The organism is Pseudomonas sp. MHK4 (assembly GCF_054600775.1).
Genome location: NZ_BAAIAK010000024.1, coordinates 1 through 24,059, shown reverse-complemented (window position 1 = coordinate 24,059; position 24,059 = coordinate 1). Strand labels below are relative to the sequence as shown.

24 protein-coding genes are annotated in these 24,059 nt (G+C 61.4%); 21 read left to right on the top strand and 3 right to left on the bottom strand.

Translation table 11 applies throughout. The features are described 5' to 3' along the window. Positions 1-3: 3 nt before the first annotated feature. From ACYP2Q_RS30450 to ACYP2Q_RS30415, 8 genes are all read left to right on the top strand, one after another. The gene (locus ACYP2Q_RS30450; RefSeq protein WP_459733885.1) at positions 4-672 is read left to right on the top strand and encodes an SGNH/GDSL hydrolase family protein; all 669 of its coding nucleotides are present in this window, start codon (positions 4-6) and stop codon (positions 670-672) included. After that, a complete protein-coding gene (locus ACYP2Q_RS30445; RefSeq protein ID WP_459733883.1) occupies positions 672-1,340 on the top strand; it encodes an alginate O-acetyltransferase AlgF in 669 nt (222 codons plus the stop codon). Before ACYP2Q_RS30450 ends, ACYP2Q_RS30445 begins: the two co-directional genes overlap by 1 nt. A gap of 18 nt (positions 1,341-1,358) precedes the next feature. Next, positions 1,359-2,756 (top strand): MBOAT family O-acyltransferase, encoded by a 1,398-nt coding sequence (locus ACYP2Q_RS30440; RefSeq protein WP_459733881.1) that lies wholly within the window; start codon positions 1,359-1,361, stop codon positions 2,754-2,756. Between the two features lie 11 nt (positions 2,757-2,767). Then, positions 2,768-3,910: an alginate O-acetyltransferase AlgX-related protein gene (locus ACYP2Q_RS30435; RefSeq protein WP_459733880.1), complete on the top strand. Its 1,143-nt coding sequence runs from the start codon at positions 2,768-2,770 to the stop codon at positions 3,908-3,910. A gap of 275 nt (positions 3,911-4,185) precedes the next feature. Further along, positions 4,186-5,073 (top strand): TauD/TfdA dioxygenase family protein, encoded by an 888-nt coding sequence (locus ACYP2Q_RS30430; RefSeq protein WP_459733879.1) that lies wholly within the window; start codon positions 4,186-4,188, stop codon positions 5,071-5,073. Positions 5,074-5,091: 18 nt separating this feature from the next. Continuing rightward, positions 5,092-6,117, top strand: a complete 1,026-nt coding sequence (locus ACYP2Q_RS30425) for an ABC transporter substrate-binding protein (protein WP_459733878.1) — start codon at positions 5,092-5,094, stop codon at positions 6,115-6,117. A 5-nt stretch (positions 6,118-6,122) separates the two neighbouring features. Then, entirely contained in the window at positions 6,123-6,983 is an 861-nt protein-coding gene (locus ACYP2Q_RS30420; RefSeq protein ID WP_459733876.1) for an ABC transporter ATP-binding protein, read from the top strand. Between the two features lie 21 nt (positions 6,984-7,004). Next, positions 7,005-7,871 carry an ABC transporter permease gene (locus ACYP2Q_RS30415; RefSeq protein ID WP_459733875.1) on the top strand — a complete coding sequence of 289 codons (867 nt, stop codon included), beginning with the start codon at positions 7,005-7,007 and terminating at the stop codon, positions 7,869-7,871. 9 nt (positions 7,872-7,880) lie between these two features. Here the strand turns inward: ACYP2Q_RS30415 and ACYP2Q_RS30410 are convergent, their stop codons facing one another. Continuing rightward, positions 7,881-8,696 carry an RHS repeat-associated core domain-containing protein gene (locus ACYP2Q_RS30410; protein WP_459733874.1) on the bottom strand — a complete coding sequence of 272 codons (816 nt, stop codon included), beginning with the start codon at positions 8,694-8,696 and terminating at the stop codon, positions 7,881-7,883. 150 nt (positions 8,697-8,846) lie between these two features. On the opposite strand from ACYP2Q_RS30410, the gene ACYP2Q_RS30405 reads away from it, so the two are divergent. The 4 genes from ACYP2Q_RS30405 to ACYP2Q_RS30390 all read left to right on the top strand — a co-directional run bounded on the left by ACYP2Q_RS30405 (position 8,847) and on the right by ACYP2Q_RS30390 (position 14,038). After that, positions 8,847-9,767, top strand: coding sequence for a LysR family transcriptional regulator (locus ACYP2Q_RS30405; protein WP_459733873.1), 921 nt, complete (start codon positions 8,847-8,849; stop codon positions 9,765-9,767). Positions 9,768-9,873: 106 nt separating this feature from the next. Continuing rightward, complete coding sequence (locus ACYP2Q_RS30400; RefSeq protein ID WP_459733872.1) at positions 9,874-11,409, top strand: MFS transporter; 1,536 nt, start codon at positions 9,874-9,876, stop codon at positions 11,407-11,409. Positions 11,410-11,435: 26 nt separating this feature from the next. Beyond that, a complete protein-coding gene (locus tag ACYP2Q_RS30395) occupies positions 11,436-12,500 on the top strand; it encodes an HlyD family secretion protein (RefSeq protein ID WP_459733870.1) in 1,065 nt (354 codons plus the stop codon). Further along, positions 12,497-14,038: an efflux transporter outer membrane subunit gene (locus ACYP2Q_RS30390; RefSeq protein WP_459733869.1), complete on the top strand. Its 1,542-nt coding sequence runs from the start codon at positions 12,497-12,499 to the stop codon at positions 14,036-14,038. Before ACYP2Q_RS30395 ends, ACYP2Q_RS30390 begins: the two co-directional genes overlap by 4 nt. 1 nt (position 14,039) lies before the next feature. On the opposite strand, the gene ACYP2Q_RS30385 is transcribed toward ACYP2Q_RS30390, so the two are convergent. Both ACYP2Q_RS30385 and ACYP2Q_RS30380 read right to left on the bottom strand, forming a co-directional pair. Beyond that, the gene (locus tag ACYP2Q_RS30385) at positions 14,040-14,798 is read right to left on the bottom strand and encodes a slipin family protein (RefSeq protein WP_274075017.1); all 759 of its coding nucleotides are present in this window, start codon (positions 14,796-14,798) and stop codon (positions 14,040-14,042) included. Between the two features lie 2 nt (positions 14,799-14,800). Then, positions 14,801-15,334 carry an NfeD family protein gene (locus ACYP2Q_RS30380; RefSeq protein WP_459733868.1) on the bottom strand — a complete coding sequence of 178 codons (534 nt, stop codon included), beginning with the start codon at positions 15,332-15,334 and terminating at the stop codon, positions 14,801-14,803. A 196-nt stretch (positions 15,335-15,530) separates the two neighbouring features. Here ACYP2Q_RS30380 and ACYP2Q_RS30375 point away from each other — a divergent pair, with 196 nt between their 5' ends. The 9 genes from ACYP2Q_RS30375 (at position 15,531) to ACYP2Q_RS30335 (ending at position 24,008) form a co-directional block, all read left to right on the top strand. After that, positions 15,531-15,992 carry an aminoacyl-tRNA deacylase gene (locus tag ACYP2Q_RS30375; protein ID WP_459733867.1) on the top strand — a complete coding sequence of 154 codons (462 nt, stop codon included), beginning with the start codon at positions 15,531-15,533 and terminating at the stop codon, positions 15,990-15,992. Positions 15,993-16,125: 133 nt separating this feature from the next. Then, positions 16,126-16,371 (top strand): DUF2789 domain-containing protein, encoded by a 246-nt coding sequence (locus ACYP2Q_RS30370; protein ID WP_459733865.1) that lies wholly within the window; start codon positions 16,126-16,128, stop codon positions 16,369-16,371. 110 nt (positions 16,372-16,481) lie between these two features. After that, a complete protein-coding gene (locus ACYP2Q_RS30365; protein WP_459733863.1) occupies positions 16,482-16,910 on the top strand; it encodes a MarR family winged helix-turn-helix transcriptional regulator in 429 nt (142 codons plus the stop codon). Beyond that, positions 16,907-18,979: an FUSC family protein gene (locus ACYP2Q_RS30360; RefSeq protein ID WP_459733862.1), complete on the top strand. Its 2,073-nt coding sequence runs from the start codon at positions 16,907-16,909 to the stop codon at positions 18,977-18,979. Before ACYP2Q_RS30365 ends, ACYP2Q_RS30360 begins: the two co-directional genes overlap by 4 nt. Next, positions 18,976-19,185: a DUF1656 domain-containing protein gene (locus ACYP2Q_RS30355; protein ID WP_008059581.1), complete on the top strand. Its 210-nt coding sequence runs from the start codon at positions 18,976-18,978 to the stop codon at positions 19,183-19,185. Before ACYP2Q_RS30360 ends, ACYP2Q_RS30355 begins: the two co-directional genes overlap by 4 nt. Beyond that, complete coding sequence (locus ACYP2Q_RS30350) at positions 19,182-20,069, top strand: efflux RND transporter periplasmic adaptor subunit (RefSeq protein WP_459733861.1); 888 nt, start codon at positions 19,182-19,184, stop codon at positions 20,067-20,069. The genes ACYP2Q_RS30355 and ACYP2Q_RS30350 overlap by 4 nt, the downstream gene beginning before the upstream one ends. Beyond that, on the top strand, positions 20,066-21,514 hold the full coding sequence (locus tag ACYP2Q_RS30345) for an efflux transporter outer membrane subunit (protein WP_459733859.1): 1,449 nt from the start codon (positions 20,066-20,068) through the stop codon (positions 21,512-21,514). Before ACYP2Q_RS30350 ends, ACYP2Q_RS30345 begins: the two co-directional genes overlap by 4 nt. 92 nt (positions 21,515-21,606) lie before the next feature. Then, complete coding sequence (locus tag ACYP2Q_RS30340) at positions 21,607-22,242, top strand: NADH:ubiquinone oxidoreductase subunit N (protein ID WP_459733857.1); 636 nt, start codon at positions 21,607-21,609, stop codon at positions 22,240-22,242. A 254-nt stretch (positions 22,243-22,496) separates the two neighbouring features. Further along, positions 22,497-24,008 carry a YdgA family protein gene (locus tag ACYP2Q_RS30335; RefSeq protein ID WP_459733856.1) on the top strand — a complete coding sequence of 504 codons (1,512 nt, stop codon included), beginning with the start codon at positions 22,497-22,499 and terminating at the stop codon, positions 24,006-24,008. Positions 24,009-24,059: the final 51 nt, after the last annotated feature.

The window sequence follows — 24,059 nt, the reverse complement described above, 5'->3', positions numbered from 1 at the left end:
TAAATGCCTTCTTCCGTTCTTGCCGGTATGACCCTTCTCGTTCTCGGGGAAAGCCACATGAGCCTGGCGGACCACCTGATGGAACCGCTGCAAGCTAACCTGACCCAGCAGGGCGCAATCGTGCATTCGATTGGCGCGTGCGGCGCCAGCGCCGGCGACTGGCTGATCACCAAGAAAGTCGATTGTGGCGCCGAGCAGAAAGGCGACGGCAAGATCGTCATCAAAGGTCGCGAAGCCACCACCACGCCGATCAAGGACCTGATTGCCGCCGACAAGCCTGACCTCGTCGTGCTGGTCATCGGCGACACCATGGCTTCATACGACAAACCGGTATTCCCGAAAGCCTGGGCCTGGCAGAACGTGACCGCCCTGGCCAAGGAGATCACCGCCAACGGCGCCAAATGCGCGTGGGTCGGCCCGGCGTGGGGTAAGGAGGGCGGGATGTACAAGAAGAACGATACGCGTACCAAACTGATGTCGGCGTTTCTGGCGAGCAACGTGGCGCCCTGCACCTACATCGATTCGCTGACGTTCTCCAAGCCGGGTGAGTGGGTGACCACCGACGGCCAGCACTTCACCGTGGCCGGATACAAGTCCTGGGCCAACGCCATCGGTGGCGCGCTGGCAAAAATGCCGGCCGAAGCGGTCAGCAACAAGGGAGCCAAGCAGTGATGCGTGCCCTGTCTGCGGTGTGCGCCGTGGCGGCGCTGGTTTGCGGCGCGAACGTCCTGGCGGCAGAGTTCGCCCTGTACCCAACCGGCCCCAGCGAAGACGCGGCGTTCATTCGTTTCGTCAACGCCGGCAGCGCGCCGTTGGATGTAATCGCCCAGGCCGGCCAGCCGCCGATGCGCCTGGAAGCGGCGCAAGCGGTGTCGCTGTTTTTCCCGGTACAGGCGAGCAGCCCGGTCAAGGGCACCCTGGTCAGCGGCGCCCAGAAACTGGCCATGGACCTGAAAATCGAACCCGGTGAATTCGTCACCGTGGTCGCGCTGCCCGACGGCGCCGGTATCAAGCAGGTCGCCGTGCGCGAGCAGCCTGACGACTTCAACGGCCTGAAAGCTTCGCTGGCGTTCTTCAACGTCGATGCCGCGTGTGCCGATGCCAGCCTGCGTCCTGCGGGGCGTACCGCCGACCTGTTCAAGGCGGTGCCGGTCGACAGCCTGCAGCGTCGTTCGATCAACCCGGTGAGTCTGTCGGTGCAACTGGTCTGTGCGAACGCCAATGTCGGTGCACCGCTGGACCTGGGCGAACTGAAGGCGGGTGAGCGTTACAGCGTGCTGCTGGTGCCGTCGGCCAACGGCCCGCGTCTTTTGAACGCCACGGACACCCTGTCCCACTGATCGGATTTTGCCGCTGCCATGGTCTTCGCCTCACTCGAGTTCCTGACGCTGTTCCTGCCGGCCTTTCTGCTGGTATATGCCCTGGCCAGGCCGGCCTGGCGCAACGTCATCCTGCTGGTCGGCAGCTGGCTGTTCTATGGCTGGCTGAGCCCGCTGTTCCTGAGCCTGCACGTGGTCTTGACCATCGTCGCCTGGGTCGGCGGCCTGCTGGTGGACCGTGCCCGCGAAGGTTCGAAGGGGCGAGTGAGGTTGTTGGTTGCGCTGATCGTGTTCAACACGGCGGTGCTGTGCTGGTACAAGTACGCCAACATCCTGGCCCTGACCTGGAATGACCTGATCACCTATTACGGCGCCATGCCGCTGGAATGGCAACGGGTGGCGTTGCCAGCGGGGCTGTCGTTCATCGTGTTGCAGGCGATCTCCTATCTGGTGGACGTGCACCGTCACACGGTGCCGGTGGAACGCAGCTTCATCAATTACGCGACCTACATTTCGATGTTCGGCCACTCGATCGCCGGGCCGATCATCCGTTATGACTGGGTTAGGCGTGAGCTGACCCAGCGTTATTTCAATTGGCAGAACTTCTCCCTGGGCGCGCGCCGTTTCATGATCGGCATGTGCATGAAGGTGCTGGTGGCGGACACCTTGTCGCCTCTGGTGGACGTTGCTTTCCATTTGGAAAACCCGTCCTTCGTCGACGCCTGGATCGGCTGCCTGGCCTACTCGTTGCAACTGTTTTTCGACTTCGCCGGTTACAGCGCCATGGCCATCGGCCTGGGCCTGATGCTGGGCTTTCACTTTCCGGAAAACTTCAATCGGCCGTACCTGGCCAGCAGCATTCAGGATTTCTGGCGACGCTGGCACTTGTCGCTGTCGAGCTGGTTGCGCGACTACCTGTACATCGCCCTGGGCGGTAACCGTAAGGGTGCATGGAAGACCTATCGCAACCTGTTCCTGACCATGGCCATCGCCGGCCTGTGGCATGGCGGTGACAGCTGGAACTATCTGTTGTGGGGTTCGGCGCACGGCATCGCACTGTGCGTCGATCGCTTGTGGTCGCGCTCCAGCCTGCCGAGCCTTCCACCCCTGCTGTCGCACACATTGACGCTGCTGTTCGTATTCCTGGCCTGGACTTTGTTCCGCGCTCCGGATTTCCATTCGGCACTGACGATGTATGCCGGACAGTTCGGCCTGCACGGGTTTGCATTGGGCGATGCGCTGGCGGTGACGTTGCGTCCGGTCCACGGCATCGCGGCACTGCTCGGTGTGCTGTACATCGTTGCCCCGGTGTTGCAAAGCCGCTTCGAGCAGCGCTTTGTCGGGCATGCGGTGTTTGCACCGATGCTGGGCTTCCTGCTCGCGTTCGCGTTGGTCGCGAGCCGTGAGTCAGTCCCCTTCCTGTACTTCCAGTTCTGATGACCGCGCCCATGACTGCCTTGCCCAACATCCCGGCCCAATCCAGCGAAGTGACCGCCCCTGTCAGCAGGGCGTCGGGGATCTTTTTCGTGGCTTTTCTGGCGCTGGGTTTCGTCTCCTGCGTCTGGTTGCTGTCGAGCGGCAAAGTCGAGATGCTACCGCCCAGGCTGACACTCGATGATGCACTGCACGGCGAGGTCACCCACAAGGTCGCCAAGCAACTGTCGAAGGCTGCCGTACCGGAACAGGCCGCGGACCTGGAACGTGGAGCCAGTTGGCTGTTGCTGGGCGATACCGGGCCGCGTGTGCGTTCCGGCTGCCTGGGCTGGCTGTTCCTGACCGACGAGATGCGCATCAATCGTCATGCTCAAGCAAACGCCGAGACCAAGGCGGGTGTGGTGCGAGAGATCCAGAAACGCCTGGCCAGTCGCGGCATCAAGTTGCTGGTGGCGGTGGTGCCGGACAAGAGCCGCATCGCCATTGCGCAACTGTGCGACCTGCGCCGTCCGGTGCAGTTGCAGCAGCGTGCTTTGGCCTGGGTCGATGGCTTGAACAATGCTGGCGTCGCCGCGATCGATCTCGCCCCGACCTTGCAACCCCTGGGTGCCGACGCCTACCTGCGCACCGATACCCACTGGAGCGAAACCGGTTCCGCGGCGGCGGCCAAGGCGGTGGCCAGGCACGTACAAGACCTGGGCATCAGTGCCACGCCACACAAAGATTTCGAGGTGAAGGTCCAGGACCCGGCTCGCCGTCCTGGCGACCTGGTGCGGTTGGCCGGGCTTGAGTGGCTGCCGGTGACCTGGCAACCCCAGCCGGAAACCGTCGCTGCCACTCAGATCACCGAGAAGGCTGGTGAAGCGCAAAGCGGCGGCGATAACCTCGACGACCTGTTCGGCGATGACAATTTGCCGAACGTGGCGCTGATCGGTACCTCGTTCTCGCGCAATTCCAACTTTGCCGGTTTCCTGCAACAGGCGCTGGGCGCGCCGATTGGTAACTTCGCCAAGGACGGGGGAGAGTTCTCTGGTGGCGCCAATGGGTACTTCGATAATCCGGCGTTCAAGCAGACCCCGCCGAAGCTGGTGATCTGGGAGATTCCTGAGCGGGATTTGCAGACGCCTTACAGTGAAGTCATCGACTGGGCCAAATAAACCGGTGAGGCTGATGGCCTCTTCGCTGGCGAGCCAGCTCCTACAGGGGTTGTGGCGCAGCGAAAATCTCCCTTTGGCTTCAAAATGGGGCACCTGTAAAAGCCATATCGTTATTCTTTAACGGTATTTAAATTAATCTTCTTATATCTATAAAGTTAATCCCCTGCGTACCTGCCGACCAATCGGCGCGCCGCACGACACGAACCAACACGGGACCTCCGTGAGTTTCTGATCGACGCGCGCGCCCTTGAGCGTGCCGTGCGTGGGAGTGATTTATGTCTGCAGCTTCAGCATCGCCAAGCATCGCGCCACAACTTTTCGAAATCCGTCCGTTCATCGGCGCGGTGGGTGCCGAAATCATCGGTCTCGATTTGTCCCGCCCGGTCAATGACCAGGACTTCGCGCGCATTCACCGCGCGCACCTGGATCATCACGTGGTGGTGTTCCGCGACCAACGCATTACCCCCGAGCAGCAAATCGAATTCAGCCGCCGTTTTGGCGTGTTGCAGATTCATGTGCTCAAGCAATTCCTGCTGGCCGGGCACCCGGAAATCCTCATCGTTTCCAACATCATCGAAAACGGCCAATCCATCGGCCTGGGCGACGCCGGCAAGTTCTGGCATTCCGATCTTTCCTATAAAGAATTGCCAAGTCTGGGCTCGATGCTGCATGCCCAGGAACTGCCATCCGAAGGCGGCGACACCCTGTTCGCCGACATGCACAAAGCCTGGGACAACCTGCCCGAGGCGCTGCGCAAAGCCGTTGAAGGTCGCTCGGCCGCGCACTCCTACACGGCGCGCTACAGCGAAACCAAATTCGAAGGCAACTGGCGCCCGACCCTGACCCCGGAGCAATTGGCGCAAGTCGCCGAAGTTATCCACCCGGTCGTGCGCACCCACCCGGAAAACGGGCACAAGGCGTTGTTCGTCAGCGAGGGTTTCACCACCCGCATCGTTGGCCTGCCGGAAGACGAGAGCAAGCAGTTGCTCGACGAACTCTACGCCCACAGTGTGTTGCCGCAAAACATCTACCGCCATCAGTGGCAGCCCCATGACCTGGTGTTCTGGGACAACCGTTCGCTGATCCACCTCGCCGCCGGATGCCCCAGCCATCTGCGCCGCAAGCTGTATCGCACCACCATCCAGGGCGACGCGCCTTTCTGATTTGTCGGAGATCTGACCATGTCCAAACGTCTACCCTTTGCACCGCTGGCCGCGGCCATCGGCCTGGGTTTCAGCCTGATCGCCGGCAGCCTGGTCGCTCCGAGCGCGGCCCAGGCCGAAGGTGAAATCCGCATCGCCGAACAGTTCGGCATCGTTTACCTGCTGCTCAACGTGGTGCGCGACCAGAACTTGATCGAGAAGTACGGCAAGCAGGAAGGCATCGACATCAAGGTCGACTGGACCCAGCTTTCCGGCGGTGCGGCGGTCAACGATGCGCTGCTTTCCGGCTCGATCGACATTGCCGGTGCCGGCGTCGGCCCGCTGCTGACCATCTGGGACCGCACCCATGGCAAGCAGAACGTCAAGGCCGTGGCCTCCCTGGGTAATTTCCCGTACTACCTGGTGAGCAACAATCCCAAGGTCAAGACCATCGCCGATTTCACCGAGAAGGACCGCATTGCGGTGCCGGCCGTGGGTGTGTCGGTGCAGTCGCGATTCCTGCAATACGCGGCCGCCAAGCAGTGGGGCGACAAGGAATTCAATCGCCTCGACAAATACACCATCGCCGTACCGCACCCGGATGCCACGGCCGCGTTGATCGCCGGCGGCACCGAGTTGAGCGGGCACTTCTCCAACCCGCCGTTCCAGGATCAGGCGCTGGCCAATCCAAACGTGCACGTGGTGCTCAACACCTATGACCTGCTCGGCCCGAACTCGCCGACGGTGCTGTTTGCCACCGAGAAATTCCGCGACGAAAACCCGAAAACCTACAAGGCCTTCATCGATGCGCTGACCGAAGCGGCGCAATTTGCGCAAAACGATAAGGGCGCGGCGGCGGACACTTACATCCGCGTCACCAAGGCCAAGATCGACCGCGCCGAGCTGCTGAAAATCATCGACAACCCGCAGTTCGAATTCAGCGTCACGCCGAAAAATACCTACCCGCTGGCCGAGTTCCTCTACCGTGTGGGCGCGATCAAGAACAAACCGGACTCGTGGAAGGACTACTTCTTCCAGGACGCCAAACCGCTGCAAGGGAGCTGATCGACATGAACGCCCCCTTGCAAGGCCACACGGTCAGCAAATCGATCGCCGCAGCCCAGGCGCTGCTGTCGGTCGATAACGTCAGCCTGGAATACCGCACGCCCCAGCGGGTGGTGCGGGCCACCCACCAGGTCAGTTTTGAGGTCGATCCGGCGGATCGTTTTGTTTTGCTCGGGCCGTCCGGTTGCGGCAAGTCGACCTTGCTCAAGGCTGCTGCGGGATTTATCCAGCCAGTCGAGGGTGAGATCCGCCTGCAAGGCCAACGCGTCGATGCACCGGGACCGGACCGCATTGTCGTGTTCCAGGAGTTCGATCAACTGCCGCCGTGGAAAACCGTCAAGCAAAACGTGATGTTTCCGCTGCTGGCTTCGAAGACCCTCAAGCGTAAAGAGGCCGAGGAGCGGGCGCTGCACTATCTGGAAAAGGTCGGCCTGGCGGCGTTTGCCGATGCCTATCCACACACCTTGTCGGGCGGCATGAAGGCGCGCGTTGCCATTGCCCGGGCGCTGGCGATGCAGCCGAAAATCCTCCTGATGGACGAACCCTTCGCCGCCCTCGACGCCCTGACCCGACGCAAGATGCAGGAAGAGTTGCTGCTGCTCTGGGAGGAGGTGCGCTTCACGCTCTTGTTCGTCACGCACTCCATCGAAGAGGCGCTGGTGGTGGGCAATCGCATCCTGTTGCTATCGCCACATCCGGGACGGGTGCGGGCGCAAGTCCACAGTCATCAATACGATCTACACAGCCTCGGTGGCGTGGCTTTTCAGGAATCGGCGCGGCGTATTCACAGGTTGTTGTTTGATGAAGGCCAGTCGCCGGAGACCGAGCGCGAGCTCGATTTCGCCGACATTCGCATCGCTTATTGAGCCGTTTGAGAGGAGGGCCCGATGAGCCATTTATCATCCCCGCGTGAAGAATTCGAAATCATTTTGCAGCCGCTGACCAGCGTACCGCTGGAGCGTGAACTACCGCTAGGCCAACGCCTGTGGCAACAGGGCTGGCTGCGCAAAAGCCTGATCCTGATTCTGCTTGCCATACTCTGGGAGGTCACTGCGCGTTATACGAACAACGACTTGCTGTTGCCGAGTTTTGCGCAAACCGCCAGCGCGCTGTACGACGGTTTGCTCAGCGGCGAGTTGCTGGGCAAGGTGTGGATTTCCCTGGTGGTGCTGCTCAAGGGCTACCTGATCGGCATCGTCCTGGCGTTTGCCCTGACTACCTTGGCGGTATCGACTCAATTCGGTCGCGACCTGCTCAGCACCCTGACCTCGATGTTCAACCCGCTGCCGGCGATTGCCCTGCTGCCACTGGCGCTGTTGTGGTTCGGCCTGGGGCAGAACAGCCTGATCTTCGTGCTGGTGCATTCGGTGCTCTGGGCCTTGGCGCTCAATACGTACGCAGGCTTTCTCGGCGTCTCGGAAACCCTGCGCATGGCCGGACGCAACTACGGCCTCAAGGGCATGCGTTTCGTCCTGTTCATCCTGATCCCGGCGGCGCTGCCATCGATCCTCGCCGGATTGAAAATCGGCTGGGCCTTCGCCTGGCGCACGTTAATTGCCGCCGAATTGGTGTTTGGTGCCACCAGCGGCAAGGGCGGGTTGGGGTGGTACATCTTTCAGAATCGTAATGAGCTGTATACCGACAAGGTGTTTGCCGGGTTGGCGGTGGTGATTCTGATTGGGTTGCTGGTGGAGAACCTGGTGTTTGATTCGTTGGAACGGGTGACGGTGAAGCGGTGGGGGATGCAGCGGTAGAGAATGGCCTCAGGAAATGCGAATAAGGGTGACATTGGGATTCAACCACCGCATTTTTTTGATCTCAACTTCGGTTGCGCTGATGGGTAGTGTGGGCATTTTTCTTTTTCCAAGCTTTAGGGGGCGATGATATGGATCTATCGTCGTCTTCAACTCAGGCATTCCAGGTTGCGAATGTGCAGCGCCAATCATGGGTTGTGAAGGTAGGGCTCTGGGTACAGCAGCTGTTGCATCAATGTTTCTGATGGTTGGTGATTGTGGTGCAGATGTAGCGGCTAGTTCGCCGACTGGGTTTTGTATTTTTGGTGGTGCCACATTAGGTTCAGTGGCCAGTTGAGTGACCTTTGGCAATGGGTGTTTTGGATGTTTAACAATCACACTGGGTCGCGTTAGCTGTAAGACATCTGAGCCTTTAACTATGACGCTAGCCCTTTGAGCCCTTTGCGCAAGAACGCGCTGGAATAGGAATTTAGCTGGTGAGTGCCCGGTAGGATCCTCACTATTGATCGGTTCGTTTAAGCAATAAGCATACGAATTCAAGCCGCCATCACCAAACGGGCTCCAACTGTCCGGACTATGAAACCGCATCAATCGCGGGTTGTAGGCGCGGTAGCCGTTTCCCAGCAAATACCAGCCAATGGTAGCTTCAAGCAATTGACCATTGAAGCCTAACGACGTCACAACTTCCTGCCGTGCAGATTGCTCGCCGAAGGCGGAATACCCGATGGCGCTGGTTTTGCCGTCGACGATTTCGCCGATGATCGAATGGTTGCTGTCAGTCGCTAAAAGCAGCACACGTTGCCGAACCCTTTTGGATTGATTCATACAGCAAGTTCCGCAGCGGAATGTTGGTCATTAGTTCTACACGCCTTACTTGGATTTGAGAACTATCAGAACTGATAGTCTCTGCTCTGCAGACCGCTTCGCTGGTAGCATTGCGTTTGATTCAGCTCTGATCAGATATGAGTGCTTACCATGCAACTACCAGACATGAACCTCTTGGTCGCCCTCGACGCCCTCCTCGACGAGGGCAGCGTGGTAGGCGCGGCGCGGCGGATGAACCTCAGCCCGGCGGCCATGAGCCGCACGTTGACGCGTATCCGCGAGGCCATTGGCGATCCGATCCTGGTGCGTGCTGGCCGGGGGCTGGTGCCGACGCCGAAGGCGCTGGAGTTGCGCGAGCAGGTGCGCGACCTGGTGGAGCAGGCCGCGCAGTTGTTCCACTCGGCCAGGGTCGTGGATCTGGGCAGTTTGCGGCGGCGCTTCAGTATCCGCGCCAATGACTTTTTCATCGGCATCTACGGCGGCAAGCTGTTCGATACCGTGGAGCGGCAGGCGCCGCATTGCGAACTGCGTTTTGCGCCAGAGGGCGATGGCGATGATGAGGCCTTGCGCGAGGGCCGCATCGATCTGAGCGTGAGCAACAACCGGCCGCTGATGCCGGAAGTAAAGGTGCAAAACCTGTTTTCGACTCAGTTTGTCGGCCTGGTTCGCGAGGACCATCCGTTGCTCGATGGGGAAATTACTGCCGAACGTTTTGCAGGGTTTCCCCACATCAGTATGTCCCGCCGCGGCATCGCTCGTGGGCCGATCGATGCGGCACTCAACGCCCTGGGTCTGGAGCGCCGGGTTGCGGTGATCGCCCCGAGTTTCCACGCGGCGATGTTCGCCTTGCCCGATTCCGACCTGATTCTGCCGGTGCCCCGAGAGACGCTATTGAGCGTTCGCCGACTGGGGTTGAAGTTGCGTTCGTTTACCCTGCCAATCCCATTGCCGACCATCGTGCTCAACCAGGCCTGGCACCCTCGCTTCGACAATGACCCGGCTCACCGCTGGCTGCGCGAAACCCTGAAAACCTGCTGTGACGAGACGTGGCTGGCGGCGCAACCCGTTTGATCTTAATGCTGCGTTTGGCGCACTTATATCCTGACGATAAGTAAATTTTCGTCAGTGCTCCCGCTCCCTAGAATGCTCCGATGTTCAAATCCCGGAGCTCGCAGTAATGACTTCCCTCACGGTCACGGCCCCTCTCGCCGCGGCCAGCCCGACAGCCGCCGCGCCACAGGTCTTCGGCTCGCGGATCATCATCGGCCTGGTGGGCGTATTGCTCGCCGTGCTGGTGTCGGGCCTGAATGAGATGGTCACCAAGGTGGCCCTGGCCGATATTCGTGGTGCCTTGGCCATCGGCTACGACGAAGGCACCTGGCTGGTCGCCAGCTACGCCGCGACCTCGGTCGCCGCCATGGCCTTCGCCCCGTGGTGCGCGGTGACGTTTTCGCTGCGGCGCTTCACCCTTTGCGCCATCAGTGCCTTCACGCTACTGGGCGTGTTGTGCCCGTTGGCGCCGAACTACGAAAGCCTGCTGGTCCTGCGCACGTTGCAAGGCCTGGCCGGTGGTGCGCTGCCGCCGATGCTGATGACCGTCGCCCTGCGTTTTCTGCCGGCCAATGTGAAACTGTACGGCCTGGCCGGTTATGCCCTCACCGCCACCTTCGGACCGGGGTTGGGCACCCCGCTGGCCGGGCTCTGGAGCGAGTATGTCGGCTGGCAGTGGACCTTCTGGCAGATCGTCGCGCCGTGCCTGATTGCCATGGTCGCCGTGGCCTACGGCATCCCCCAGGACCCGCTACGCCTGGAGCGTTTCAAGCAGTTCAACTGGCGTGGTTTGCTCCTGGGTTTTCCGGCGATCTGCATGCTGGTGATCGGCATCCTGCAGGGCAATCGGCTGGACTGGTTCGAGTCGAGCCTGATTTGTGGATTGCTGGTGGGCGGTATGCTGTTGCTGGTGCTGTTCCTGCTCAACGAGTGGTCGCAGCCGATTCCGTTTTTCAAGCTGCAGATGCTCGGCATCCGCAACCTGTCGTTCGCCCTGATCACCCTGGCCGGCGTGCTGGTGGTACTGCTGGCGGTAGTGATCATTCCGTCCAGCTATCTGGCTCAGGTCCAGGGTTATCGCCCGGTGCAGACCGCGCCCATCACCCTGCTGGCGGCGCTCCCGCAGTTGATCGCGCTGCCGTTGGTGGCGGCGCTGTGCAACCTGCGTTGGGTCGATTGCCGCTGGGTGTTGGGGATCGGCCTGAGCATGCTGGTGTTGTCCTGCATCGGCGGTTCGCAGCTGACCTCGGTGTGGATTCGCGACGAATTCTATGCCCTGCAGCTGCTGCAGATCTTCGGTCAACCGATGTCGGTCTTGCCGTTGCTGATGCTCTCGACCGGCAGCATCAGCCCCATGGACGGACCGTTCGCGTCTTCCTGGTTCAACACCGTGAAAGGCCTGGCGGCGGTGATCGCCACCGGCGTGCTGGAAACCCTGACCACGCATCGCCTGCATTTTCACTCGAGCATGCTGGTGGACCGCCTCGGTAATTCTCCGCTGGTCGATAGCGACACCCCGGGCCTTGCCCACCGCTTGCATGAGCAGGCCGTGGTGCTGGCGGCAGCGGATCTTTACCTGTGCATGGCTGGCGTCGCAGTGGCGTTGATCCTGCTGATTTTCTGGCTGCCGACGCGGATCTATCCGCCCCGTGCGCCGACTTGAACGCATCACTGAAACAGAAGGTTTTCATGACGACTCAATCCAAGCAAAAAGTAGCCGTTAGCGTCTGCATCGTGATCGCGACGGGCGCCCTGATCTATCTGCTGGCGCCCGGCCTGTTCGGCCAGCGCACGCAGCAGAGCACCAATGACGCCTATGTCTCGGCCGATTACACGCTGGTGGTGCCCCGCGTTGCCGGCTTCATCAAGCAAGTACTGGTGGAAGACAACCAACAGGTCAAGGCCGGGCAGTTGCTGGCGCTGATCGATGACCGCGACCTGCGCGCCGCCGCCGAAGCCGCCGCTGCCGAAGCGCTGGTGGCCCAGGCGCAACTGGAAAACGCCCGGGCGACCCTTGAGCGCCAGGCCTCGGTGATCGCCCAGGCGCAGGCACAGGTGGTGTCGGCCAAGGCGGAAATGGCCTTCGCACAACATGAGCTGGACCGCTACGACCACCTGGCCGGTGTCGGGGCCGGCACTGTGCAGAACGCGCAGCAGGCGCGCACACGCATCGACCAGGCCGGTGCCCGGTTGACTAATGTCACGGCAGTGCTGGCGGCGGAGCGCAAGCAGGTGGACATACTCGCAGCCCAGCGTGACGGGGCCGAAGGGGGTTTGAAACGGGCGCAGGCCAAGCTGCAGATCGCCAGTTACGAACTGTCTTACACACGGATCACCGCGCCGCAGGATGGCATGGTCGGTGAGCGCGCGGTGCGGGTCGGCGCCTATGTCACGCCGGGCAGCAAACTGCTCGCGGTGGTACCGCTGGCGCAGGCCTATGTGGTGGCCAATTTCCAGGAAACCCAACTGACGAATGTGCAACCGGGGCAGGACGTGCAGGTACATGTCGACACCTTTGGCGGCGCAACGTTGAACGGGCGGGTCGAAAGCATCGCACCGGCTACCGGGGTGACTTTTGCTTCGGTCAAACCGGATAACGCGACGGGCAACTTCACCAAGGTGGTGCAGCGGATTCCGGTGAAGATCGTGTTGGAGCCGGGACAGGCGTTGGCAGCGCGGTTGCGGGTGGGGATGTCGGTGGAGGCGAGTATCGATACGACCAGCGTTGGTGAGCATGAGGTTGCACAGCGATGAAGATTTTCGTTGATCGCGCCGACGCCATCGCGAGCAGGCTCGCTCCCACAGGGGAGTGCATGTCAATGTGGGAGCGAGCCTGCTCGCGAAGAGGCCATCAGCCTCGACTCACCCTTTGCGCCCTGCTCGTGATGAGCCTGTCCGCCTGCACCGTCGGCCCGGACTTTCACAAACCTCAGGCTCAGCAAGTCATCGAATGGTCGAAACCATCAAAAGCCGCCGCCAGCCAGGCCAGCGCCGAGACGATGAACGAACGCTGGTGGCAAGTGTTCAACGATCCCAAACTCTCGGCCCTCACTCAACGTGCCCTGACCGACAACCTCGACCTCAAACTTGCCAGCAGCCGCCTGCAACAAAGCCGTGCGGTGCGCCAGGTGGTGACGGCCGATCGTTATCCTACCAGCGCCGTTGGCGGCAGTTATGCCCGTAAACGCAACAGCGGCGAAGGCCTGAGCGACCCGTCGGGACATGACGGTAACTCCGCGTTCAACCTTTGGGATGCCGGGTTCTCCGCCTCCTGGGAGCTGGATTTCTGGGGCAGGGTGCGCCGCGAAACCGAAGCCGCCGATGCCACGCTGGAAGTCGCGGAAAACGACCGTCGCGGCGTGCTGTTATCGGTGCTGGCCGAAACCGCCCAGGACTACATTCAACTGCGCGGCGTGCAGAACACCCGCGCCGTCACCGAACAGAACCTCGACGTCGCCCGGCATAGCCTGAAACTGTCGCAGTTGCGCCTGGCTGACGGCGTCGCAACCGACCTTGATGTCGCCGAAGCGGCCGCCCAGGTCGCGGCCATCGAATCGCGCCTGCCAGCCCTGGAGCAACGCCAGGCCCAACTGATCAATGCCCTGAGCCTGTTGATGGGTGAGCCGCCCCAAGCGCTGGCAGCCGAGTTATCCACCGACGGGCCGGTGCCGCAGACCCCGCGCCAGGTCGCCATCGGCCTGCCGTCGCAACTGGCCGAGCGCCGCCCGGACATCCGCCAGGCCGAAGCCCGCCTGCATGCCGCGACCGCCAGCATCGGCGTGGCCAAGGGGGATTTCTATCCGCGCATTACCCTGTCAGGCAGTGTCGGTTCGCAAGCCATGCAACTGAGCGATTTCGGTTCCTGGGGTTCACGCACCTTCGGCATCGGCCCGCAGTTCAGCCTGCCGCTGTTCGACGGCGGACGCCTGCGCGGCGTGCTGGATTTGCGCGAGGCCCAGCAACAGGAAGCGGCCATCGCCTACCAGCAAACCGTGCTGCGCGCCTGGCATGAAATCGACGACCAACTGAGCGCCTACAACGCCAGCCAACTGCGCCGCGACAGCCTCGCCGAAGCCGTGCGCCAGAACCGGATCGCCCTGCAAACCGCGCAACGGCAATACGTCGAGGGCGTGGTGGACTTCGTCAACGTACTCACCGTGCAAGGCGCCTTGCTGGCGACCCAGGAGCAATGGGTGGAGAGCTCCACCGGCGTGTCACTGGCGGCGGTCGGGTTGTACAAGGCGCTGGGTGGCGGGTGGGAGTCGGTTTACCCGCTGACGGCGCAACGCTGACTCAAGATTTGGCCGATAGATCCGCCATGCCCTTGAGCAATTCGATCGGCAACGGAAAGACGATGGTCGAACTCTTGTCCCCGGCGATCGAGCTCAGTGTCTGCATATAACGCAGCTGCATGGCGCCGGGCTGTCGGCCAAGCATTTCGGCGGCCTGCATGAGTTTTTCCGACGCCTGCAGTTCGCCTTCCGCGTGGATCACTTTGGCCCGGCGTTCGCGTTCAGCTTCTGCCTGTCTGGCGATGGCGCGGATCATTGATTCGTTGAGGTCCACGTGCTTGATTTCGACATTCGCCACCTTGATGCCCCAGGCGTCGGTTTGGGCGTCGAGGACTTGCTGGATGTCGATGTTCAGCCGTTCGCGCTCGGCGAGCAGTTCATCGAGTTCGTGTTTACCGAGCACCGCACGCAGGGTGGTTTGCGCCAGTTGGCTGGTGGCCATGAGAAAATCCTCGACCTGGATGATCGCCTTCTGCGGATCGAGCACGCGGAAGTACAGTACGGCGTTGACCTTGACCGAGACGTTGTCGCGGGTGATCACATCCTGCGGCGGGACGTCGAGGACGATGGTGCGCAAGTCGACGCGGACCATTTGCTGGATCACCGGAATCAGCAGGATCAGGCCGGGACCCTTGACCTGCCAGAAGCGTCCGAGCTGGAACACCACCCCGCGCTCGTACTCGCGCAGGATGCGGAACGTCGCCCCCGCCAGTGCGATCAGCAGTAGCAGCAGCGCGACAAAACCGATTTGCAGACCCATGACTAATCTCCAACCGTTACCGCGTCAGCCGCGGCCACTTCCAGCAACAATCCCTTGCGCGCCACTACCCGGACCTTTTGCCCGATCCGCAATGGCTGGGTGCTCGATACCTGCCAGCGTTCGCCCTGCAAATGTACCCAGCCAAGACACGCATCGCCGGCCTGCAACGCCAGCACCGGAGTCACACTGCCCAACAGACCGGCATCGCCGCTGACGGTGTGGCGCGGCCGGGTCTTCAGGGCGCGGATCAGCAGGAATAGCAGCAGCAGTGCACTAATGAGTCCGAGGCCGATCATCAACGGCACGGGCAATTCGGCATTGGTCAGGATTACCGCGCCGATCACGAACATCACGATCCCGCCCAAACCGATCACGCCGTAGTTGGGCAGGGCGGCTTCTGCGATCAGGAACGCGATACCGAAGGTGATCAACCAGATCCCCGCGGGGTTGGAAACCGGCAGTCCGGCGGAGTCCGCGGCGAGGGCGGATCCGCTCAATACCAACAGCAGCGCAACGGCACAACAGCGAGTGTTCACGTGACCCTCCGGGAGAGTCGCAGGTGGTTCTGTATACAGTCTAGTTGAGGCGCTGGTTGTATGAATTTTGTTCAGTTGTCGACCTGTCCGATGGGCGGATTTCCCGCGGGTTTGCACCGGCGGGCCTAGACTTTCAGTACGTATAAAAGTGTTAACCATCGTCCGCCAGGCGTTATTGCGGACACCGAGGTGCATCATGCGTATGGCAAGAACCGTGCAGAGAAGCCTGGATCAGGCTCAATGCGAATATGACATCGTCACCCATCCACACTCGGCCAGCAGCCTCGAAACTGCGCGGGTAGCGGGTATTCCGGCGGAACGGGTGGCCAAATCGGTGATCCTCGACGACCACCACGGGCATTACCTGATGGCCTTGCTGCCCGCCAGCCGTCACCTGGACTTGAGCAAGGTGCGCAGCACCGGTGAATGGCAGGTCTCCCGGGAAAGCAATCTGCCGCACCTGTTTGACGACTGCGAACGCGGCGCCGTGCCAGCCCTGGGCGAAGCCTATGGCCTTGACGTGGTCATCGATCCGCTGCTGACCCGGCAGAAAGACATCTACCTGGAAGCCGGCAACCACATCAACCTGTTGCACATGGACATGCCACAATTTTTGAAAATGATGCCGCATGCGGAGGTGCGGGAGCTGAGTCATTGAATTTTGCGCAGTCAGTCACATCGACTTCGCGGGCAAGCCACGCTCCTACAAGGTGACGCGTTCCCCTGTAGGAGCGAGCTTGCTCGCGATGGACCGCGCAGCGGTCCCTTTATCAGGTTCACAGGAGCCACACATGGAAAACCCAACCCACAGCCTTCCCTCCCTGTTCAAACAACTCGGCCTTCCCGACGACGCCGAGAACATCGACAAATTCATCGCCACCCACTCACCGCTCAAACCGGACTTGCATCTGGCGGACGCATTTTTCTGGAGCCCGAGCCAGGCGGATCTGTTGCGCACTGAAATTCTGGATGACGCCGATTGGGCAGAGGTGGTGGATCAGTTGGATGTGATGTTGAGGAAGGGGCGGGGGGTGTAAACCAATTTGTTTCAAAACTTGACTGAAAATCCCCTCCAATGGCATATTGATAGTTAGCAAACTAACAGTGTGTATTGACCCTCGTGCCGAATTCCCTCGACGCTCTCCAGATGAACATCAGCAGCACCATGGTGGTGGCGGCGCGGCATTGGCGCAAAATCTGCCAGACGACGCTGGCCAACTATGGAATTTCTGAAGCCTGTGCCGTCCCGCTGCTGATGATCGGACGGCTGGGGGAAGGTGTGCGGCAGGTGACGGTGGCGCAGGCGGCGGGGATGGAAAGCCCGTCCCTGGTGCGCTTGCTCGATCAGTTGTGCCAGGGCGGCTACGTCTGCCGCACCGAAGACGCCCAGGACCGTCGCGCCAAATGCCTGAGCCTTACAGACACCGGCCGTACCCTGGTGCAGGCCGTTGAAGTCGAGTTGGTTCGTTTGCGTCATGAAGTACTCGAAGGAATCGACCAGGGCGATCTTGAAGCGACGCTGCGCGTGTTGCAGGCCTTTGAGTCTGCCAGTCATTTGCCGGTAGCTCATCCTTGAACGGCTTTTTTTCCGGCTTCCCCCCGGCGCGGGACTGGTTCTACGGTGTACGCACCTTCGCAGCCTCGATGATCGCGCTGTATATCGCCCTGCTCATGCAAATGCCGCGTCCTTATTGGGCGATGGCCACGGTGTACATCGTTTCCAGCCCCTTTGTCGGGCCGACCAGTTCCAAGGCGCTGTACCGTGCGGTCGGCACGTTTTTTGGCGCCGCTGCGGCTGTCCTGTTCGTGCCCATGTTCGTGCAGAGCCCTTATGTGCTGGTGGTGGTTATTGCGCTATGGACCGGGACCCTGCTGTTCCTGTCCATGCATTTGCGCACCGCCAACAATTACGCCTTGATGCTGGCCGGCTACACCTTGCCGTTGATCGCCCTGCCAGTGGTGAATAACCCGTTGGCCGTGTGGGATGTAGCTGAAGCGCGCACCGAAGAAATCTTCCTTGGCATCGCTGTCGCCGCCGTGGTTGGCGCCATGTTCTGGCCGCGCCGGCTGGCCCCGGTGTTCAACGATTCAGTGAGCAAATGGTTTGCCGACGCGTCGATCTACAGCGCGCGATTTCTCGGCCGCAACGTTCAGCCCGAGGAAGTCAGTGCGTTGCGCAGCTCGATGGTTGCCACGTTCAACACCCTGGAACTGATGATCGGGCAGTTGCCCCACGAAGGTGCGCGTCCACAGACGGTGCGCAACACCAAGGAGTTGCGCGGGCGGATGATTCACCTGTTGCCGGTGATCGATGCCCTCGACGATGCGCTCTACGCCTTGGAAAGGCGTACCCCCGAGCTGGTGGACAAGTTCGCCCCCTTGCTCGCGGCCGCCGCGGAATGGCTCGAGCACAAAGATGCTGACATCGAGCGCTGGCAAGCCCTCAAGGACCAGCTCGAAGCGCTGCAACCCAGTGCCGACGTGCTGGATGATCGCAAGCAACTGCTGTTCTCCAACGCCATTTATCGCCTCGGCGAGTGGGTCGATCTGTGGCAGGACTGCCGCAGCCTGCAACTCGCGATCCAGTGCGAAAACCAGGACAGTTGGCGCGCGGTCTATCGGCATTGGCGCCTGGGGCGCCTGACCCCCTTCCTGGATCGTGGCCTGATGCTCTATTCCGCCGCCTCCACGGTCGCCGCGATCATTGTCGCCTCGGTGCTGTGGATCCTGCTGGGCTGGACCGATGGCGGCAGTGCCGTGATCCTGGCGGCCGTGGCGTGCAGCTTCTTCGCTTCGATGGACGACCCGGCTCCGCAGATCTTCCGGTTCTTTTTCTGGACGGCGATGTCGGTGGTGTTCGCCAGCCTTTATCTGTTTCTGGTCCTGCCCAACCTGCATGACTTTCCGATGCTGGTGCTGGCCTTCGCCGTGCCGTTCATCTGCATCGGCACCCTGACGGTCAAGCCGCAGTTTTATTTGGGCATGCTGCTGACGCTGGTTAACACTTCATCGTTCATCAGCATCCAGGGCGCCTACGACGCGGATTTCCTCAGCTTTGCCAACTCCAACCTGGCGGGTCCCGTCGGCTTGCTGTTCGCCTTCGTCTGGACCCTGATCGCCCGACCGTTTGGGGCCGAGCTGGCGGCCAAGCGCCTGACCCGTTTCGCCTGGCGCGACATTGTCAGCCTCACCGAGCCGGCCAGCCTGGCCGATCACCGGCGCCTGGGGGTGCAGGTGCTGGATCGGCTGATGCAGCATTTGCCGCGGCTGGCCGTGACCGGCCAGGACACCGGCATCGCCTTGCGCGAAGTTCGTGTGGCGCTGAACCTGCTGGACCTGCTGGCCTACACGCCGCGGGTTCAGGGGGCACCCCAGGCGTTGCTGCATCAGGTGGTGGCCGAGGTCGGCGAATACTTCAAGGCCTGCCTCAAAGCTGGCGAACGCCTGCCGGCGCCGAGCCCGTTGCTGATGACCCTCGACCGCACCCGCCGGGCATTGGCCGGTGCGCCGGATGAGCAAACCCGCCTGCACCTGCTGCACGCCCTGAGCGGCTTGCGCCTGGCGCTGTTGCCCGGCGTCGAATTCGTCGGTTCTGCCGAGCCCGAAGAACCGCTTCCCCACGGCATCGATGGAGCGCCTTTATGATCGGTGATCTGGATATCAGCGGGGTGTTCCTGCCCACGCTGCTGGTGCTGATGGGCATTACCTATGTGTTGTACCTGTTGGTGCACGGGGTGCTGACGCGCCTGCACTTTTACCGTCTGGTCTGGCACCGGGCATTGTTCAACGTGGCCCTCTACGCCCTGCTGCTTGGCGCCGTGGACTCACTCAGCCGATACCTGATGACATGAAAAAACCGTTTTTAACCCTCGGCCGCGTGGTCCTGACCCTGCTGATCGTCACCTTTGCCGTGGTCGTGGTCTGGCGCATGGTGATGTACTACATGTTCGCGCCCTGGACCCGTGACGGGCACATCCGTGCCGACATCGTGCAGATCGCGCCGGACGTGTCCGGGCTGATCCAGCAAGTGCAAGTGCGCGACAACCAGTTGGTCAAACGCGGCCAAGTGCTGTTCAGCATCGACCAGGACCGCTTCAAACTGGCCCTGCGCCAGGCGAAAGCGGCGGTCGCCGACCGCGAGGAAACCCTGGCCCAGGCGCAGCGCGAAGCCAAGCGTAACAAGGGGCTTGGCAACCTGGTTCCGGGCGAGCAACTGGAAGAAAGCCAGTCACGGGTGGCCCGCGCCCAAGTGGCTTTGATGGAAGCCCAGGTCGCCGTCGACAGCGCGCAACTGAACCTCGACCGCTCGGTGATCAAAAGTCCCGTGGACGGCTACGTCAACGACCGCGCGCCTCGCGCACAGGAGTTCGTCAGTGCCGGGCGGCCGGTGTTGTCGGTCGTGGACAGCAATTCTTTCCACATCGACGGCTATTTCGAAGAAACCAAGCTCAATGGCATCCATATCGGCCAAAGCGTGGACATCCGGGTGATCGGCGATAACGCGCGACTGCGCGGCCATGTGGAAAGCATCGTCGCCGGCATCGAAGACCGCGACCGCACCAGCGGCAACAACCTGCTGCCCAACGTCAATCCGGCCTTCAGTTGGGTGCGGTTGGCCCAGCGGATTCCGGTGCGTATTGCGTTCGATGACGTCCCTGAGGATTTCCGCATGATCGCCGGGCGTACCGCCACGGTATCGATCATCGACGACCAGAACCGGGAGCCCGCGCAATGAGCAAGGCCTCGGGTTTGGCGATCGCCGGATTAGGCTTGCTGCTGTCGGCGTGTCAGGTGGTCGGTCCGGATTATCACTTGCCGGACGAAGCCGCCATCCATCGTGAAGACCTGCAGGGCGAACTGGCGGTGAACGGCAAGCCGGTGGTCTCGGCGCCGGTGCCTGGCGATTGGTGGCGCCTGTACCATGACCCGCGGCTTGACCAATTGGTGCAGCAGGCCTTGGCCTCCAACACTGATTTGCGCGTAGCGGCCGCCAGCCTGCTGCGGGCGCGCGCTCAGGTCGACGCGGCCGAGGCGGCGGGCGGCTGGAGCGGTGGGGTAAAGATGGGCGTCCAGCGCTTGCAGGAATCCGGTGAAGCGTTCTTGCTGCCGGAAAAGGTGCCGGTGGCCAACATCGGCGATATCGGCATCAGCGCCTCCTACCAGTTCGACCTGTTCGGCACCCTGCAGCGCGGCATCGAAGCGGCCAAGGCCAATGCCGATGCGACCCAGGCGGCGGCGGATACGGCGCGCATTACCTTGGTGGCCGATGTGGTCCGGGCCTACACCCAGGTGTGCGCGGCCAACGAAGAGCGGGAAATCGCCCAGCATTCCCTCGACCTGCAAGCCCAGAGCACCACGTTAATCCAGCGATTGCGCGATGCCGGGCGTGGTGACGAAACCCAGGTCACCCGTTCGCAAACCCAATTCAAATCCTTGCGCGCCGACATGCCGCGCTATGAAGCGGCTCGGCAGGCGGGGCTGTTCCGCCTGTCGATGCTGCTGGCCAAACCGCTGGATCAACTACCGGCCGGCACCGACAGCTGCGCCGAACTGCCAAAAATCGCGCAACTGTTACCGGTGGGTGATGGTGCATCGCTACTCAAGCGCCGTCCCGACATCCGCCAGGCCGAACGTCGACTGGCGGCCGCGACCGCCGGTATCGGCATCGCCACCGGTGAGCTGTACCCGGACATCCGCATCGGCGCGACCATCGGCACGGTCGGTCTCCTGGAAAACCTCGGTGAGCCCTCCACCAACCGCTGGGGTTTCGGCCCGTCGCTGACCTGGAATGTGCCGACCAACGGCGCTCGGGCAAGAATACGTGAGGCTGAAGCCGTGACCCAGGCCACGCTGGCGCACTTCGATGGCGTGGTGCTCAACGCGATTCGTGAAACCCAGACCGGCCTGGCCCAGTACTCCGCCTTGCTGCAACGCCGTGAGGCTCTGGCGGACGCCGAGCAGTCGGCGAAGCTGGCTGCGGACCAGACCCATCGCTTCTTCCAGGCTGGCCGTGCGTCGTTCCTGGCGGACCTGCAGGCGACCCGCACCTACATCGACGTCACCGCGCAACTGGCCGCTGCCAACACTCAGGTTGCCGTCAGCCAGATCGATTTGTTCCTCGCCCTGGGCGGCGGTTGGGAAAGCGGACGAACGCAAGCGTCGAACTCCGGCAAACCCTGAGGCCGTTGCTATGCTTTGAAGTGTCGAAAGGGCGTTCGTGCAAAGCGCCCTCGATTCGCACAAGGCATGCGCAGGTCATGGGGAAACCAATAATGAAAAACCCTTATGCTCTTGGCTTCTGGTGCGCCGTTGTGGCGTTGGTGCTGCTCACGGCCACCTATTTCTACGGCATCATGCTGGCTAACCAGATCGACACGGCGTTGACGTTCCTCGACAGCGCCGCCTTGTTGATTGCAGTGATGTCCATTGCGGTGGTGGCCTGGGCCTCGGTCCAGGGGCAGCGAATCAAGAAAAGACAGCTTGAACAAGGCAAGACCCTGGTAATGATCTGGGATACCAAGGTGGCGCTACGGCGTGTCGAATCGGTCTTCGACCGGTATTTCTGGGGCAGCTACTGGCAACCTGGCAGGACGTTCCAGGAAGTCATGGGGGAACTCACGGGCACGCCGCTGGAAAAAAGCCTCGAAACCCTGAAAAAACAATGCCTGGAGCTGGACAAGCAAGTGGCCGACGACGGCCGCCACTGGCTCAACAATGCCCGCGAGCTCGCTGACGTCGCCACCGCCATGGCCCGCGAGCGCTATCAACTGGATTTCTGCGATCCGCGTGGGGAAGTGACGGGTGGGGCGGTGATCAACCGGGATTTCGAAGTGCTGATCTACACGTGGACGGCGCGGCTGAAAACCTTTGATCATCAGCTTGATGAGATTGAAGTGCAGTATTCCTGATTCAGTGTTGGCAGGGCCGACGCCTTCGCTGGCAAGCCAGCTCCTACAAGGATCACCTCAAACCTGTAGGAGCTGGCTTGCCAGCGAAGGCGGTCTTGTGTTCGCCAAGACACTTTTTCACGGATAACCATTGGGCTGCCCTGCACGCCTGATGCTAACCTGCACCCCACTTTCAGCGCAGTCGTGACCGCCACCCGTCAAGGGTTCAGGGAAGACGACCACACCTTCAACAACGGACATTGAACGGGTCATTCATGAATAAATCAGCAGGCGTGCTCCTGGGAATCGTTGTCGCCATTGGTGCAATCAGCGCCGGCGGCGCCTGGTTCACCGGCACCAGGATCGAAGGTGTGCTCAACACCTCCCTGGCGGATGCCAACAAGCAGTTGCAGGCCTCCATGGTCGGGTACAAAGGCACGGCCTCGCTGGAGCTGGTATCCCTGGAGCGCCATGTATTCAGCAGCACGGCGCATTACCGTCTCAAGGGTGAAGGCGAAATGTTTGGCGAGGCCCCGGTCGAATTGCTGTTTGTCGACCACATCGAACACGGCCCGCTGCCGTTCTCGCGCCTGGTATCGCTGAAATGGTTGCCGGTCATGGCCACCAGTCACTATGAACTGGAAAAGACCCCGCTCACGGAAAAATGGTTCGCCGCCACCAAGGACGCTTCGCCGCTCAAGGGCGTGGTCAACATTGGCTACGACAATTCCACCAACGGCACGCTTGAATTGCTGCCGCTGGAAACTGCACTGGATGACAAGTCCAGCCTGAAGTTTTCCGGCCTGAAGGTTGACGTCGCGGCCAGCGCCCAGGCGCAGAAGGTCAAGGCCGACGGCTACATGGACAGCCTGAAGCTGACCACCGTTTCTGAAGACCAGGCACCGGTGCAGGTCGAGTTGAGTGGTCTTACCCTGGCCAGCAACCTGACAAAAAGCACCTACGGTTATTACACCGGCGATAACACCGTCGAGCTGAGCAACAGCAAAACCACCTTTGGTCCCAAGCAGTCGGTGCTGGGCCTGAAGAATTTCGAAATGAAAAACCACACCGAGGAATCAGGCACCAGCGCTTCCGGGCGGGCCGATTACAAGATTGCCGAAGTGTCCTTGAACGGCAAGGCAGTGGGTTCTGCCCAGCTGGCCATGAGCCTGAAGAACCTCGACATCCCGGCGACGTTGTCGCTGATGCAGATCTACCAGACTAAATTGCAGCCCTATGAGCAGGCCGCCGCCGAGGCTGCCGAAGCCGGTCAACCGGTCCCGGAGCTGAAGTTGACCGAAGCGGAAGAAGCGCAGCTTAAAACCGGCCTGGAACAATTGCTGGCGGCCGGCCCGCAGGTGGCCCTGGAGAACCTGTCGTTCAACACCGCCAACGGCGAAAGTCGCGCCAATCTGGTGCTGGACCTGACCAAGCCGCAATCGATCGACCTGCCGGCCGACCAGTTGGTCCGCCAGATGATCGCGCTGCTGGACGTCAATCTGAAAGTGTCCAAGCCGATGCTGGTCGACCTGCTCACCGTGCAGTCGCAAATCGACGGCCAGACCGACGCCAAGCTCATTGCCGATCAGGCCACTGCCACCGCCGATATGTTCAGCAGCATGGCCGTCGGCTCGCAACTGGCGAAGCTGGATAACAACAACGTCGTCAGCCAACTGCACTACGCCAATAACCAGGTGGAATTCAACGGCCAGAAAATGACCGTCGAGGAATTTGTCGGTTTCGTGATGAGCAAGTTCGGTAACCCTGGCGTAGCCCAGGAGCCATAACCGTCTCCTGTAGGAGCCCGGCTTGCCGGCGAAGGCGTCTTTGAAATCGCC